Source organism: Micromonospora sp. NBC_00858, assembly GCF_045207365.1.
Lineage (GTDB): Bacteria > Actinomycetota > Actinomycetes > Mycobacteriales > Micromonosporaceae > Micromonospora.
Genome location: NZ_CP108828.1, coordinates 6,862,050 through 6,876,726, shown reverse-complemented (window position 1 = coordinate 6,876,726; position 14,677 = coordinate 6,862,050). Strand labels below are relative to the sequence as shown.

The following is a 14,677-nucleotide window of genomic DNA, read 5'->3' as shown; positions in this document are numbered from 1 at the left end:
GCGCCGCCGCCCCGTACTGTTCACGTCATGCAGGTCGGCTCTCCGTCACCCGCTGGTCCACCGTCGCACCACCAGCCGTCGTACCCGGGCCGAGCCAGTCCGTGGCCGGTGGTCGCGGCCGTGCTGGCCGGTTGCTGGACGGTGGGGGTCACCGTGGCCACCCAGGCGGGTGGCTGGCTCACCGACCAGGTGCTGCTGGGCTTCGGACGGGACCGGATCGGCTCGCTCTGGCCGCTGCTGGGCCTGGCCACCGTCGTGCTGGTGGGCACGCCCGCGCTGCTGCTGGCCCTGCTGCCCCGGTCGGCCGCGGTCCGCGCCACCGGCCGGGCCTGGCTGGGCGGGGCGCTCGCGCTCGGTGTGCTCACGCTGCTGCGAATCGTGCCGCCGGTGCACCACGAGGCGTACCTCGCCGCGCTGGCCGCCACGGCGGCGCTCACCGCGCTCGTCCTGCGCTGGACGGCACGCCGCTCGGCGCGTCGCTCAACGTCCGGCGGGTCGATCGGCGCGACGCCCGGCAGGGACGCCGCCGCACCCCCGATCGGAAGCGCCGCGCCCGGCGACATCGCCAGTGCCCCCGAGCCGACTGGAAGCGCCGCGCTGGCGGACATCATCGGCGGCTCGGCCGGACCCGGGCGGAGGCCGGCCCGGCCCGGTCCGGTGCCGCTGCTCGCGGTCGCCGCCGGGCTGGCGCTGCTGCTGCCGTGGGCGTGGCTGGGCGCGCTCGGCGGCCTGCTGGAGACCGCGCTCGCCCTGCTGGCGGCGGCCGCACTCGGTGCGCTGGCCGCGACGCTGCTGGACGCAACCTTCTGGTCCCGGTTCGCGATCGGCCGGCCTCCCCGGCCGACCCGGTTGGTCCTGGTCGGCGGCCTGGTCGCCGGGGTGACGCTGCTGCTGCTCGCGGCCGGCACCGGCCAGTCCGGCGCGCAGCTACCCGCGCTGCTGACCCTGCCGCCGGTGGGCTTCGCGCTGGCCGCCCTGTGGGCCGCGACCTGGCGTCCGGCCGCCGACGGGACGGCAGACGCCGGGGAACCGACGGCGGACGCCGGGCGCGCTGGTCGGGCGGCGACCGGCTGGCTGGTGGGCCTGACCGCGCTCGGCCCGCTGGCCTTCACCGACCCGGAAGAGATCAGCGTGCTGTTGGCCGGCACCCGCGACGTGCCGTTCTGGGTAGCGGCCGCCGCCGGTGTCGGGCTCGCCGTCGCGGTCCTGGTCGCCATCGGGTACGCGCTGCTGCTGGCCCGGCCGGCGGCCCGCACGCCGAGCCGGCGGATGGCCGCGCTGACCGCAGTGGTGCTGCTGGTCACGGCCGTCGTCGTCGACGTCGGGCCCGGGCAGCCCGGCCTGTACGGCGAACGGCTGCTGGTGGTGCTGCGCGAGCAGGCCGACCTGACCGGCGTGCCGGCCGGTGTGCCGGGCCGGGCCGGGCGGGACGCCCGGGCGGCGGAGGTGTACCGGCGACTGGTGACCACCGCCGACCGGAGCCAGGCCGACCTCCGTCGGGAGCTGACCCGGCTGCGGCTCAACCCGGTGTCGTACTACCTGGTGAACGCGGTCGAGGTGGACGGCGGTCCGGCGGTGCGGGCCTGGCTCGAGCGCCGACCGGGGGTGGCCCGGGTGCTGGTCAGCCAGCGACTGCGGCCACTGCCGGCCCCGGCCGGGCAGAGCCGGGGCACCGCCCCCGCGCCGACCGGTCCGGAATGGAACATCCGCCAACTCGGCGCCGACCGGGTCTGGTCGCAGCTCGGGGTGACCGGCGCGGGCATCGTGGTGGGCAGCTCGGACTCCGGGGTGGACGGCACCCATCCGGCGCTGCGGGCCGGGTTCCGGGGCGGGGACGACTCCTGGTTCGACCCGTGGGACGGCACCCGGACCCCGACCGACCAGGGCGGGCACGGCACCCACACGGTGGGCAGCGCGGTCGGGCGGGGCGGCATCGGGGTGGCGCCGGACGCGCAGTGGGTGGGCTGCGTCAACCTGGACCGCAACCTGGGCAGCCCGGGGCACTACCTGGAATGCCTTCAGTTCATGCTGGCGCCCTTCCCGGCCGGCGGTGACCCGTTCACCGACGGCCGGCCGGAGCGCGCCCCGCAGGTGCTGACCAACTCGTGGGGCTGCCCACCGATCGAGGGCTGCGACCCGGGTGTGCTGCGACCGGCCACCGCCGCGCTGGACGCCGCCGGGATCTTCGTCGTCGCGGCGGCCGGCAACACCGGCCCATGGTGCGAGTCGATCGCCGACCCGCCCGCGCCGTACCCGGACGTGTTGACCGTGGGCGCGGTGGACGCGCAGCGACGGGTTGCCGAGTTCTCCTCACGCGGGCCGGTGCCGGGCGGCCTCCGCAAGCCGGACGTGCTGGCGCCGGGGGTGGGCGTGGTGTCGGCCATGCCGGGCGGCGGGTACGCCGCGCTCGACGGCACCTCGATGGCTACCCCGCAGGTGGCCGGGGTGGTGGCGCTGATGTGGTCGGCGAACCCGGCGCTGGTCGGCGACCTGGCCCGGACCCGGCAGATCCTGCGGGACACCGCCACGCCGGCCGTGCCGACCTACCGCTCCCGCAACACGGCGGACGCCTGCGGCGGCCCGGCGAACGTCACCGGGGCCGGCCAGGTCGACGCCTACGCCGCCGTCCGAGCCGCCCGGCCCTGAGCCTGCGGTTGTCGTCATCGAGACGATGGCGGGAGTCAAAACCGGTACTCGGTGATCTAGGGTCGCGACCATGGACGCCGAGATCACCATCACCGAGCTGACCGTCGACCTGACCCCCGCCGTGGTGCGGCTCTGCGAGCAGGCGCTCGACCTGCCGGAGGACGCCACCGAGGCGGGGCCTGTGGTGGACGCGCTCTGGCCCCGGGCCGCCGCCGACCGTTTGGTGGTCGGGCTGGGCGCGTACCGGGGTGGGGACCTGGTCGGGGTGCTGCTCTGCTCGGTGTCGTCGGCCGACCCGGGTCTCGGGCACGTGGACCTGGTCGCGGTGCTTCCGGACCAGCGTCGCCGGGGTGTCGGCCGGGCGCTGCTGGAGCGGGCCGAGCAGGTGCTCGCCGAGCGCGGGGCGACCGAGGTGCTGCTGGCCGGGAACCCGCCGTACTACGCCTGGCCGGGCATCGACGTGCGCTACACGCCGGCGGTCTGCACCGCCCTGGCACTGGGTTACCGGCAGGATCGGACCGCCTGGAACATGACCGCCGACCTGTCGTACGACGAGTCGCCGGCGCTGCGGTCCACCGAGGCGGCGGAGCGGCGGCTGGCCGGGCAGGGCATCACGGTACGTCGGGCGGAGCCGGCGGACCTACCGGCGCTGGCCGCGTTCGCCCGGTCCACCTTCGGCGGCGCGTGGGACGGGGAGCTGGCCGGGTCGGTGGGTCGCGAGGGCGCCGGTTGCCACCTGGCGGAGCGGGCTGGCGAGCTGCTCGGCTTCGCCGCCTACGGTTCGTCCCGACCGAGCTGGTTCGGGCCGATGGGCACCGCGCCGGCCGCCGAGGGTTCGGGCATCGGCGGGGTGCTGCTGCGGCGCTGCCTACGCGACCAGCGGACGGCGGGGCTGGACCGGGCGCAGATCGGCTGGGTCGGGCCGGTGCCGTTCTATTCGGGCAGCGCGGGCGCCCGGATCGAGCGGGTCTTCTTCCTGTATCGACGGACGCTCAACGGCGAATAACGGGCGAATAGGATATAGACCCAGATAGTCCCATTCGCCCGCGTCGGGCATCGACGCCCCCTACCGTTTCGGTAGAGGAGGCAGCCATGACCACGGATGACGACCAGACCGAGGACGGCCCGCCCGTCACCTGGAAACCGGTCGGCGAACTCCCCGGCCAACTGCCGTTCGACCGGCTCGACTACGGCGACGCCGAGCAGTTGGCCGAGATGGCAGAACCGGTGATCGAGGAGCCGCAGGAGATGGTGGACGCACCCATCCAACTGCCTCCGCCGTACGACCGGGCGCAGAAGCGGCGCAACCAGCGCCCCCTGCCCACCTGACGACGAACGGGGCGGACCGCGTCAGCGGCCCGCCCCGTTCGGTGTCGGAACTGGACTCAGAAGTCCATGTCCCCGCCACCCGGGCCAGCCGGGGCAGCCGGGGTCTTCTCCGGCTTGTCCGCGACAACAGCCTCGGTGGTGAGGAAGAGCGCCGCGATGGAGGCGGCGTTCTGCAGCGCCGAACGAGTCACCTTGGCCGGGTCGATGATGCCCGCGGCCAGCAGGTCCACGTACTCGCCGTTGGCGGCGTTGAGGCCGTGACCCGCTTCGAGGTTACGGACCTTCTCCACCACAACGCCGCCCTCGAGGCCGGCGTTGACGGCGATCTGCCGCAGCGGGGCGTCCAGCGCGACCTTGACGATGTTGGCACCGGTCGCCTCGTCGCCGACCAGGTCCAGCTTGTCAAAGGCGGTCTTGCCGGCCTGCACCAGCGCGACGCCACCACCCGGGACGATGCCCTCTTCGACGGCGGCCTTCGCGTTGCGAACGGCGTCCTCGATGCGGTGCTTGCGCTCCTTGAGCTCGACCTCGGTGGCCGCGCCGACCTTGATCACCGCAACGCCGCCGGCCAGCTTGGCCAGCCGCTCCTGCAGCTTCTCCCGGTCGTAGTCGGAGTCGCTCTTGTCGATCTCGGCCCGGATCTGGTTGACCCGGCCCTGGATCTGCTCGGCGTCGCCGGCACCATCGACGATGGTGGTCTCGTCCTTGGTCACCACGACCTTGCGGGCGCGGCCCAGCATGTCGAGGGCGACGGCGTCCAGCTTGAGGCCGACCTCCTCGCTGATGACCTGGCCACCGGTGAGGATGGCGATGTCGGCGAGCATGGCCTTGCGGCGGTCACCGAAGCCCGGCGCCTTGACGGCGACGGACTTGAAGGTGCCCCGGACCTTGTTGACGACCAGGGTGGCCAGGGCCTCGCCCTCGATGTCCTCGGAGATGATCAGCAGCGGCTTGCCCGACTGCATGACCTTCTCCAGGATCGGGAGCAGGTCCTTGACCGACGAGATCTTGCTGTTGACGATCAGGAGGTAGGGGTCGTCGAAGACGGCCTCCATGCGCTCCGGGTCGGTCATGAAGTAGGCCGAGATGTAGCCCTTGTCGAAGCGCATACCCTCGGTGAGCTCAAGCTCCAGGCCGAAGGTGTTGCTCTCCTCGACGGTGATGACGCCTTCCTTGCCGACCTTGTCCATCGCCTCGGCGATGATCTCGCCGACGGTGCTGTCGCCAGCAGAGATGGAGGCGGTGGAGGCGATCTGCTCCTTGGTCTCGACGTCCTTGGCGAGCTTGGACAGCTCCTCCGAGACGCTCGCGACCGCGGCCTCGATGCCCCGCTTCAGGGCCATCGGGTTGGCGCCAGCGGCCACGTTGCGCAGGCCCTCACGAACCAGGGCCTGGGCCAGGACGGTCGCCGTCGTCGTGCCGTCACCGGCAACGTCGTCGGTCTTCTTGGCGACCTCCTTGACCAGCTCAGCGCCGATCTTCTCGTACGGGTCCTCGAGCTCGATCTCCTTGGCGATGCTCACACCATCGTTGGTGATGGTGGGGGCACCCCACTTCTTCTCGAGCACGACGTTGCGGCCCTTGGGGCCGAGGGTCACCTTTACGGCGTCAGCGAGCTGGTTCATGCCTCGCTCGAGGCCGCGGCGCGCCTCTTCGTCGAACGCGATCATCTTGGCCATACGGCGTTGTCCTCCTGGACACTCACGGGCCACCCGAGATGTGTGCCTCGAATGGGCCGCCTGGTGTACGCACCTTGGGACGTCGCCACCTGGCGACGACGACGTCCTTCGGCCGGGCCGGATAGCCCGCGACGACCGGCCATGTGCCGCCCCGGCGTCTCCACGCCGGTGCAACCTGGCCCCACCGTCCCGACCATTGGCACTCGCGGTATGCGAGTGCCAATACCTTGTTTAGCACTCTCCCCTGCCGAGTGCAAGCACGACTGCCGCTGTCAGCCGAGTTCCGCGGCCAGCCCGGCGCTGTTCACCGGCCCCTCATGAGCCCGCTGCTCGGCGTACGTCACCAGCAGCCCCACCATCTGCGCCAGATAGGCGGGGAGGGCCAGCACCGCTCCGAGGGCGAGAACCAGCACCACGCCGATCGCGGAACCTGGAGCGGCGAGCGGATCGACTCCAAACGGGGCGGTGCCGACCCCCTCCAGCACGCTCGCGACGAAGGTGCCGACAAGCACCACCGCCCCCACCAGCGCCACCCGCCCCAGCAGCAGCCCCAACCGGTCGTGGAACATCCTGAACGACCGGCCGATCGGGTTGTGCCGCTCGAAGAGATAGACCGGCCCAGCCATGCTGAGCGCGAAGGTGAGGTAGATGCCGGGCAGGATGCAGAAGCAGATGCCCAGGCCGACGATCAGGCTGATCGCCAGCGTCCAGCCCCAGAGCCCGAGCGCCCGGCGCACGCCGTAGCGCAGCGCCTCACCCAAGCTCACCGGCCCACCGGCCGCCTGACGGGTGATCACCCAACTGCCGGCGGCCCAGCCCACGGACTGCACCAACCCGATCAGCACGCTGCCGACGATGATCACCAGGAACAAGGACGCCAGGTCGGTGAAGAAGTTGTCGGGCAGCGAGGTCGACTCGTCGACGGCGTTCGTGTCCCACTCCGCGGTCGGATCCAGCCCGAGCGAGAGCACCGACAGCACCGCCGCCGGCAGCACCTGGGTGAGCAGCAGGATGGGCAGCAGCAACCGCCAACCGCGCTGGAGCGCACCCAGGCACCGGTTGAACCAACCGCTCAGCCCGGCGCCGGGCGGCGTGACCAGCCGGTCGGACGGGTCGATGCCGGGCGGATACCACCCGGCGGCCGGTGGCCCGGGATACCAGTGCTGCCCGCCGTACGGCCCGGAACCGATCGGGTAGCCGCCGGTGGGCGGGAACACCCAGCCCTGCGGCGGCGCGCCCGGTGGCGGCCCCCAAGCAGGCACGGTCGGATCCCAGCCGGGCGGACTGCCCGGCGGCGGGCCTCCAGCCGAAGCGGGCGGTGCGGTCGGATCCCAGCCGGGCGGGGTCCCCGGCTGCGGGCCCCAGGGGGACGGCGCGGTTGGATCCCCGCCGGGCGGGGTGCCCCCGGGCGGGAGCCCAGCGGCACCGGGCGCGGTCGGGTCACCACCGGGCGGCGGACCGGACGGGTCGGGCTGACCCGGTGGTGGGACGGCCGGGGGCGGCTGGTCGGACATGAACCCTCCTCAGCAACGGCTGGAACGGTTCACGATCCTCCAGGGTCCAGCCGCGCGGCGCAGCCCCGGGCCGGCGGCCTTACTGGCGGTGCCCGCTCAGGCGACGACGCGCACCCGCTCCGCCTGCGGACCCTTCTGGCCCTGGGCGATCTCGAACTCCACCCGCTGACCGTCGTCCAGCGCCTTGTAGCCGTCCATCTCGATCGCGGAGAAGTGGACGAACACGTCCTGACCGCCGTCGACGGCGATGAAGCCGTAACCCTTTTCGGCGTTGAACCACTTCACGGTGCCCTGTGCCACGGTGCACTTCCTCACTCTGCGCGGCGTGCCATGCCCCTGGCGCGCGGCACGGGCCGGCGCCGTCGGCCACCGCCTCGGCGATCGATGACTACCGCTGAAACAGGTGACCGAAATGGCACGCTACACGAGGAGTGACGGCCGCGCACGACCACAAATCGGGCGCATCGGCGCCGTTTCCGACAGCACGAAGTCGGCCTCGCTTTCGATCAACCCGATCCACGCTCATGACTACCACGGTGCCGGCTGCCCGCCGGCCGTCCGGCGGCGATCGAGCACGCCGAAACCGTCGTCCACCCCTGTGATAGGCATGCGGGCATGACCACCGATCCGGGCGGAGTCGCCCTCCGGCAGGCGAAGGTCCGTCGGGTCCGGCCGGAGGACGCCGCCCGGATGCGGGCGCTGCGCCTGGAGATGCTCGCCGACGCACCGCTGGCCTTCCTGGAGACCGTGGCCGAGGCCGCGGCCCGCTCCCACACCGAGTACGCCGCCCGGGTCGCGTCCACCGCGGCCGGGTCCGGTACCGCGCAGTTCATCGCCGACCCGGGAGGCCGGCTGGTCGGGCATGCCGGGGGCACGGCCGCGCCGTACGAGGCGGGGTTGACCGTGATCTACGCCGTCTACGTCACGCCGGCCTGGCGGGGCATGGGGCTACTCGGCGAGCTGGTCGACGAGGTGGCCGCCTGGTCGCGCGCCTGTGGCCGGCCGGAGTTGCTGCTGGAGGTGGTGGTCGGCAACAACCGCGCCTACCGGGCCTACCAGCGGCTCGGCTTCACCGACACCGGCGTACGCGTCCCGCACCCGACCATCCCCGCGCTGACCGAACTCCAAATGCGACGACCAGCCTGAACCCCAAGAACCCTCCCAAGGCAGAACCCCGCCTGATGTTCACCCACGGCCGGGCAACCTCCCGACCAGCGTGCCCCGAGAGGGTTTCCGGGGGGAGCCCGCCCGCGGAAGGATCAAGCCTGACCGCCTGGAGCGGGTGGGCTCCCCCCGGAAACCCCAACAGCAACCAACGATCAGACAGGCCGCCGCGACTGCACGATCCGGAACCGATTCGCCACGTACGCGCCGTCGGTCAGCGCCGAGTTGGCCGCCGCGTTGGCACCGCTGCCGTGGAAGTCGGAGAAGGCCGCCGACTGGTTCACGAAGACCCCGCCGGTGAGGTTGCAGGACAGGTGCACCCCGACCTCGACCGCCACCGCCTCGGTCGCGTCCAGCACCGCCTCGTCCGTGGAGTAGACCCCCGCGGTGAGCGCGCCCTTCTCGCCGACCGTTCGGTGTAGCAGTTCCAGGCTGTGCGCGGTGGAGTCGGTGGCGATGGCGAACGAGATCGGCCCGAACCACTCCCGGCCGTAGGTCTCCGCGTCGTCCGCGCCCAGCTTCACGATGGTCGGGGTACGCACCACCGCGTCGGCGTACGACGGGTGCGTGACGGCCCGTGACTCCAGCACCGGCTCGCCGACCTTGGTCACCTCGGCCAGCCGCTCCAGCACCCCGTCGTTGACGATGGCACCGGTCAGCTCCACACCCCGGGCCGGGTCGGCGGTCAGCTTGCCGACCGCCGCGGCGATCCCGCCGGCCACCTCGTCGAAGCTCTTGTGCCCCTGGTCGGTCTCGATGCCACCGGCCGGGATGAGGAAGTTCTGCGAGGTGGTGCACATCTGGCCGCTGTACAGGGTCAGCGTGAACCCGAGGTTGCGGCACATGCCGGCGAAGTCGTCGGTGGAGTCGATCACCACCGTGTTCAGCCCGGCCTTCTCGGTGTAGACCGCCGCCTGCCGGGCGTGCGTCTCCAGCCAGTCGCCGTACTCGGTGGAGCCGGTGAAGTCGACGATCTTCACGGCCCGGTGCAGGGCCAGGTCGCTGGCGAGCTTCTCGCCGGGCGTCTCGGCGGCCAGCGTGATCAGGTTCGGGTCGAAGCCGGCCTCGGCGAGTACTTCCCGGGCGTACTTCACGGTGATGGCCAGCGGCAGCACCGCGCGCGGGTGCGGCTTGACGATCACCGGGTTACCGGTGACCAGCGAGGCGAACAGCCCCGGGTACGAGTTCCAGGTCGGGAAGGTGTTGCAGCCGATCACCAGCGCCACCCCGCGGGGCACCACGTGGAACGTCTTGGTCATCCGCAGCGGGTCACCCTTGCCGGCGGACTTCTCCCACCCGGCCGTCGCCGGGTGCCGGGTCATCTCGGCGTACGCGTACGCCAGCGCTTCCAGCGCCCGGTCCAGCGCGTGCGCGCCGCCCGCCTGGAAGGCCATCACGAACGCCTGGCCGCTGGTGAACTGCACCGCGTTGGCCAGCTCGAAGATGTTCTTGTGCAGCCGGTCGAGGATCTCCAGGCAGACGCCCACCCGGGCCTGCGGGCCGGCGTCGCGCCACGCCGGCAGCGCGGCGGTGGCGGCGGCGACCAACTGGTCCACACCGGCGTGCGGGTAGCGCACCGCCAACTCCACCCCGAACGGGCTCGCCTCGGTGGCGACCCGGTCGCCGGTGCCCGGCTGGTCGAGGGGGAAGTCGCCACCCAGGTACGCCTCGAAGGCGGCCTTGCCGTCGGCGGCGGCGGTCTCGCCGTACACCCGGGGGCTGGGGGACTCGGGATAGGCGGACCAGTAGCCCCGCTCCGTGATCGCGGTCAGCGCACGGTTGAGGGTGTCGGCGTGCCTGTCGTACAGGGGATGCGGGGTCTCCGTCATGCCCGCCATCATGCCTGAGGAGCGCCCGTGAGCAGTAGCGCCGATACCCGTCAGAGAGTGAGCTGCCAGTTGCTCCAGGAGTCCACCGGGCGGAACCCGAGCCGCTCGTTGATCGCCACCATGTAGCTGTTGCTCGCCGCGTTGAAGGTGTCGATGACGCGTACCGCCTGCTCGTGGGTGAGCAGATGATGCAGGTTCTCAATCTTGGCGAGCAGGCCGAGCCGGTGCCCCCGGTGGGCCGGGTCGACGATGGTGATCTGTTGGAACGCGTGCCAGTCGGCGGAGGCGCCCACGTCCAGCAGCGTCCAGGCGACCAGCCGGCCGGACTCCTCGTGCAGCACCCCGAGGTTGTAGCGCCGCCGACCCCGGGCGTCCAGGGCCCGTTCGGTGCCGCGGATCCGCTCGGCGTCCACCTGCTCCGGTTCCCACTGCACGTCTCCCATGGGCGCGTCCATGAGCAGCCGGCCGTCCAGGTAGGCGACGTCCGCCACGTACTCCTGCGGGGTCGCACCCTGCCAGCAGACCGACCGGTAGCCCTCGGCCAGGGCGTGCGCCTCGGCCAACGCCGCGCGCAGCGCGACCCGGTCGATGGTGCCGACCTCGAGTCGGCGACGCACCTCGGCCAGCGCGGACTGGGCTCCGGTCGCGGCGGCGAACGCATCGCCCGCCACCGTTCGAGCCGGCCCGTCGGGCAGCGCCGAGACGGTCATCGCGACCACCCGCTTGCGTCCGCGCTCGCGCAGCAGGCGTACCCCGTGCTCGTGCAGTGCCCGACCGACGCCCCGCCGCCGCAGCTCGGGATTCACCACCAGCTCGGCCGTGGCGTTCTCGGTGTTGTCGAGCTGCGGCAGGTCCAGCTGGACATAGCCGGCCGGTACGCCGTCCAGTCGGGCCAGCGCCCAGAGCGTCTCGGTGCCGGGCATCGGCGTGTGGAAGAACGCGTCGAAGCGACGCCGGCAGAAGGGCGGGAAGTCCGGGAGATCGGCGTCGTTGGCCGCCGCGCCGATCCGGTACGCCTCGTCGACCGAAGCTCGGTCGGCGCCGTCGAACGACGCGATGGTGATGCTCATGCCGCCGAGCGTGCACCCCGGGAAAGCGATCGGGCCAGCGAATTAATCGCTGGCCCGATCGAACGTGGTCGGGAGGGACACTCGCACAACGCCTCCGGCGCTGGGTCGCAAGAACTTCAAAAGTCTCCGGCGAAATGCCCTCCCGCAGGGAGCATCTTGCGCCGTCCGGTTCCTGCCGTCAAGTCCAGAGCGGTGGGTTTTCCACACTCACTGCGAAAAGCCAGATACCCGGCGGATCGGCCCGATCCCCCGTCCGGGCGATCCCCTATCCCCCGCCCGACCCTGCACGCCCACCCCTCCGGCGCGGGGCGGGGCGGGGCGGGCGGGGCTGATCAGCCCAGGAGGCCGGCGTCGCGGGCGGCGCGGAGGGACGGCTTGATGTGATGGGTCGGGCCAACCTGACCGGCTACCGCATCGATGGTCTTCAGCCCCTCGCCGGTGTTGAACACCACGGTCTCCGCCGTCGGGTCGAGCCGACCGGACTCGACCAGCTTGCGCAGCACCGCCACGGTGACCCCACCGGCGGTCTCCGCGAAGACGCCGGTGGTACGGGCCAACTGCCGGATGCCGGCGCGGATCTCGTCGTCGTCGGCGTACTCCATCCAACCGTCGGTGCGGCGGACTGCCTCCAGGGCGTAGAGGCCGGCGGCCGGGTCGCCGATGTTCAGCGACTTGGCGATGCCGGTGGGCTTGACCGGGGTGATCGTGTCGGTATCGGCGTGCAGGGCGGTGGCGATCGGGTTGCAGCCTGCGGACTGGGCACCGAAGACCTTCCAGCCGCCGGCCGGCGCCTCGACCAGCCCGATCTCGACCAGCTCGGAGAACGCCTTGTCAATCTTGGTGAGCAGCTCGCCGCTGGCCATCGGGATGACCACCTGGGCCGGGATCCGCCAGCCGAGCTGCTCGGCCACCTCGTAGCCGAGGGTCTTGGAGCCCTCCGCGTAGTACGGCCGGACGTTGACGTTGACGAACGCCGTGTCCTCGAACTCGTCGGTCTCCACCAACTCGCCGCAGAGGCGGTTCACGTCGTCGTACGAGCCGTCGATGGCGACCAGGTCGCCGCCGTAGACCGCGGTGGTGATGACCTTGCCCTGCTCCAGGTCACTGGGGATGAAGACCACCGAGGGCACCCCGGCCCGGGCGGCGTGCGCGGCCACCGAGTTGGCCAGGTTGCCGGTGGAGGCGCAGGCGAACCGGCTGAAGCCGAGCGCGCGGGCGGCGGTGAGCGCCACCGAGACGACCCGGTCCTTGAACGAGTGGGTCGGGTTGGCGCTGTCGTCCTTGACCCAGAGCGGCGCGGCGATGCCCAGCTCGGCGGCCAGGTGCGGGGCCGCCACCAGCGGGGTGAGCCCCGGGTCGAGGGTCACCCGGGTGGACGGGTCCTGACCGGCGGGCAGCAGCGCGGCGTACCGCCAGATGTTGTTCGGGCCGGCCTCGATCTGCTCACGGGTGACGGCGGCCAGGGCGGCGGTGTCGTAGTCGACCTCCAGCGGGCCGAAACACTCGTAACAGGCGTGTTGGGCGGCGAGCGGGTAGCGGGCCGAACAGGCGCGGCACACCAGGGCTCGGGCGGGGCTGGAGGAGGTGTCGATGCCAGGGGTGGCGAGCGTCGACGTCATGTCGAGGAGTCCTCTCATCTTTCCCCACACCGCACGGTGCGGCGGGGACGGAATTGGCACCTGCCCCGCGGGTCGCTCAGCGGTGAGCGCGCGGGGTGGTTGCCGGGGCGTCGTCGGGCCGTATCCCTCAGCCCCTCTGGATGAGGTATTCAGTTGTGCCGTCGAGTCTAGGCAACGCCGGGCGCCGCCTCCACCGCAGATCCCAGTGAGTGGGTCAGCGGTTGGCCACCGCCACCGAGTCGACCACCGCGACCGGATCGGTCACCGCAGTCGGTTGGGGCCGCGACGGGGTCACGGTCCGGGCCCGGGTGGCGAGGTTCGCGGCGACCAGGGCGGCGATGGTGATCGCGGCCCCGACCAGCTCGATCGGCTCCGGCCGGTAGCCGCGGACGATCTGCACCGTGAAGGTGGTCACCGGCACCAGGTTCATGAACAGGGCGGCATTGGCGGCTCCGAGCCGCTGCACGCCGGTGTTCCAGGCCAGCACCGCGATCACCGCGCCCATGATCACGGCGTACGCCAACTGCGGGGCGACCGCCACGAGGTCGGCGGCGGCCGGCGCGTGCTGCCATCCGATGCCGTCGGCGAGCACGCTCGCGGCGAGCATGGCGGCCGTGCCGGCGAGCGCGGTCAGCGTGGTGTACCGCAGCGGCGACCAGGTGCCGAACTGGCTGGCGCCGTGGGTGTAGATCGCCCAGCCGAGCACCGCGCCGATCATCATCAGCCCGCCGAGGCCGAACTGACCGAGCCCGGTCAGGCTCCCGCGGGTGATCACCAGGCCGACGCCGAGGAGCGCCACCAGGGAGAGGGCCAGCAGGAGGGGCTTCGGGCGTACGCCGTCGCGGGCCCAGCGGACCAGTTGGGTGATCACCGGGGTGGTGGCCACGAAAAGGGCGATCTGCTGCGGGGCGGCGTGCTCGAGCGCCAGGTTGGTGAGCACGTTGAAGCCGGCGAAGCCGACCACACCGAGCACCGCCACCTCGACGGCCCGACCGCCGAGCCGCAGCGCGCCGGCACCCTCACGGAGCAGCAGGATGGCGACCAGGATGAGGGCGGCCAGCAGGTAGCGGGCGGTGGTCAGGTTGAGCGGATCAACCCGGGTCAGCGCGCTGGCCAGAACCGGGAACATCACTCCCCAGCTGAGCACGGCGAGCAGCGGATAGGCGGCGGAACGGGAACGCATCGTCAGCTCCAATGTTCGAGAATCGTCGAACCAGCGACACCGACCCTAGGGACTTGTTCGACGATTGTCGAACAACGGTTATACTGGTCACATGGAGCCGCACGAACCCGACCTGACCGCCGTACCGGTCACCACCGTGCTGGCCGCACTCGCCGACGACGTGCGGCTGCAGATCGTCCGGGCGCTCGCCGAGGGCGGCGAGTTCGCCTGCAACACCTTCGAGTTCGGCGTCTCCAAGGCGACCCGCAGCCACCACCTCAAGGTGCTGCGCGAGGCCGGCCTGACCCGCACCCGGGCCGCCGGCACCAGCCGCTACGTCCGCCTCCGGCGAGACGAGCTGGAGCGCCTCTACCCCGGCCTCCTGAACGCCGTCCTCACCCCCGCCCCGCCCGCCCCGAGCCGCGCCGCCCCGCGCCGCCCCGAGCCGCCCCGAGCCGCCCCGAGCCAGCCTGAGAGCGGCCGGCACCGCTGGCGACGCGACGTGACGGCGGGCTGACGAGCCCGGCGGTCGGGAGTAACGGACTGCCTGCACGCCCTGTCGAGCTGCCCCAGATATGGGGCGGGGTTGGACGTCGGCGTTACCACCGCTCAGTGCCGGATTGTGCGCTTGCCTCAGCATGCCGGCCGTGTGCCGGGTCAATGAC

12 protein-coding genes and 1 riboswitch are annotated in these 14,677 nt (G+C 72.2%); of the genes, 5 read left to right on the top strand and 7 right to left on the bottom strand.

Features of this window, described 5'->3' with window-relative positions:
- The first annotated feature begins 27 nt into the window (after window positions 1-27).
- The 3 genes from OG990_RS31990 to OG990_RS31980 all read left to right on the top strand — a co-directional run bounded on the left by OG990_RS31990 (window position 28) and on the right by OG990_RS31980 (window position 3,975).
- Window positions 28-2,646, top strand: a complete 2,619-nt coding sequence (locus OG990_RS31990; protein ID WP_406078124.1) for a S8 family serine peptidase — start codon at window positions 28-30, stop codon at window positions 2,644-2,646.
- A 70-nt stretch (window positions 2,647-2,716) separates the two neighbouring features.
- Window positions 2,717-3,652, top strand: coding sequence for a GNAT family N-acetyltransferase (locus OG990_RS31985; protein ID WP_406078123.1), 936 nt, complete (start codon window positions 2,717-2,719; stop codon window positions 3,650-3,652).
- Between the two features lie 86 nt (window positions 3,653-3,738).
- Window positions 3,739-3,975, top strand: a complete 237-nt coding sequence (locus OG990_RS31980; RefSeq protein ID WP_328420946.1) for a hypothetical protein — start codon at window positions 3,739-3,741, stop codon at window positions 3,973-3,975.
- Between the two features lie 56 nt (window positions 3,976-4,031).
- Here OG990_RS31980 and groL read toward each other — a convergent pair whose 3' ends face one another.
- The 3 genes from groL to OG990_RS31965 form a co-directional block, all read right to left on the bottom strand.
- Complete coding sequence (gene groL, locus OG990_RS31975; protein WP_328420948.1) at window positions 4,032-5,654, bottom strand: chaperonin GroEL; 1,623 nt, start codon at window positions 5,652-5,654, stop codon at window positions 4,032-4,034.
- A 272-nt stretch (window positions 5,655-5,926) separates the two neighbouring features.
- On the bottom strand, window positions 5,927-6,916 hold the full coding sequence (locus tag OG990_RS31970) for a hypothetical protein (RefSeq protein ID WP_406078122.1): 990 nt from the start codon (window positions 6,914-6,916) through the stop codon (window positions 5,927-5,929).
- Window positions 6,917-7,264: 348 nt separating this feature from the next.
- Window positions 7,265-7,468 carry a cold-shock protein gene (locus OG990_RS31965; RefSeq protein ID WP_007073263.1) on the bottom strand — a complete coding sequence of 68 codons (204 nt, stop codon included), beginning with the start codon at window positions 7,466-7,468 and terminating at the stop codon, window positions 7,265-7,267.
- A 315-nt stretch (window positions 7,469-7,783) separates the two neighbouring features.
- Between OG990_RS31965 and OG990_RS31960 the strand changes: the two genes are divergently transcribed.
- The gene (locus tag OG990_RS31960) at window positions 7,784-8,314 is read left to right on the top strand and encodes a GNAT family N-acetyltransferase (protein ID WP_328420959.1); all 531 of its coding nucleotides are present in this window, start codon (window positions 7,784-7,786) and stop codon (window positions 8,312-8,314) included.
- A 173-nt stretch (window positions 8,315-8,487) separates the two neighbouring features.
- Here OG990_RS31960 and paaN read toward each other — a convergent pair whose 3' ends face one another.
- The 4 genes from paaN to OG990_RS31940 form a co-directional block, all read right to left on the bottom strand.
- On the bottom strand, window positions 8,488-10,161 hold the full coding sequence (gene paaN, locus OG990_RS31955) for a phenylacetic acid degradation protein PaaN (protein WP_328420961.1): 1,674 nt from the start codon (window positions 10,159-10,161) through the stop codon (window positions 8,488-8,490).
- Between the two features lie 50 nt (window positions 10,162-10,211).
- Window positions 10,212-11,231 carry a GNAT family N-acetyltransferase gene (locus OG990_RS31950; RefSeq protein ID WP_406078121.1) on the bottom strand — a complete coding sequence of 340 codons (1,020 nt, stop codon included), beginning with the start codon at window positions 11,229-11,231 and terminating at the stop codon, window positions 10,212-10,214.
- A 332-nt stretch (window positions 11,232-11,563) separates the two neighbouring features.
- On the bottom strand, window positions 11,564-12,850 hold the full coding sequence (gene thrC / locus OG990_RS31945) for a threonine synthase (RefSeq protein WP_406078120.1): 1,287 nt from the start codon (window positions 12,848-12,850) through the stop codon (window positions 11,564-11,566).
- Between the two features lie 11 nt (window positions 12,851-12,861).
- Window positions 12,862-12,997, bottom strand: a riboswitch (SAM riboswitch).
- Window positions 12,998-13,064: 67 nt separating this feature from the next.
- Window positions 13,065-14,033: a DMT family transporter gene (locus tag OG990_RS31940; protein WP_406078119.1), complete on the bottom strand. Its 969-nt coding sequence runs from the start codon at window positions 14,031-14,033 to the stop codon at window positions 13,065-13,067.
- Window positions 14,034-14,124: 91 nt separating this feature from the next.
- Between OG990_RS31940 and OG990_RS31935 the strand changes: the two genes are divergently transcribed.
- The gene (locus OG990_RS31935) at window positions 14,125-14,529 is read left to right on the top strand and encodes an ArsR/SmtB family transcription factor (protein WP_406078118.1); all 405 of its coding nucleotides are present in this window, start codon (window positions 14,125-14,127) and stop codon (window positions 14,527-14,529) included.
- The last annotated feature ends 148 nt before the right edge of the window (window positions 14,530-14,677 follow it).

Bases quoted from the DNA above. Each gene is read 5' to 3' on its own strand.
- thrC (WP_406078120.1), bottom strand. From the start codon at position 12,850: ATGACGTCGACGCTCGCCACCCCTGGCATCGACACCTCCTCCAGCCCC.
- paaN (WP_328420961.1), bottom strand. From the start codon at position 10,161: ATGACGGAGACCCCGCATCCCCTGTACGACAGGCACGCCGACACCCTC.
- OG990_RS31980 (WP_328420946.1), top strand. From the start codon at position 3,739: ATGACCACGGATGACGACCAGACCGAGGACGGCCCGCCCGTCACCTGG.
- OG990_RS31940 (WP_406078119.1), bottom strand. From the start codon at position 14,033: ATGCGTTCCCGTTCCGCCGCCTATCCGCTGCTCGCCGTGCTCAGCTGG.
- OG990_RS31960 (WP_328420959.1), top strand. From the start codon at position 7,784: ATGACCACCGATCCGGGCGGAGTCGCCCTCCGGCAGGCGAAGGTCCGT.
- OG990_RS31985 (WP_406078123.1), top strand. From the start codon at position 2,717: ATGGACGCCGAGATCACCATCACCGAGCTGACCGTCGACCTGACCCCC.
- OG990_RS31935 (WP_406078118.1), top strand. From the start codon at position 14,125: ATGGAGCCGCACGAACCCGACCTGACCGCCGTACCGGTCACCACCGTG.
- groL (WP_328420948.1), bottom strand. From the start codon at position 5,654: ATGGCCAAGATGATCGCGTTCGACGAAGAGGCGCGCCGCGGCCTCGAG.
- OG990_RS31950 (WP_406078121.1), bottom strand. From the start codon at position 11,231: ATGAGCATCACCATCGCGTCGTTCGACGGCGCCGACCGAGCTTCGGTC.
- OG990_RS31990 (WP_406078124.1), top strand. From the start codon at position 28: ATGCAGGTCGGCTCTCCGTCACCCGCTGGTCCACCGTCGCACCACCAG.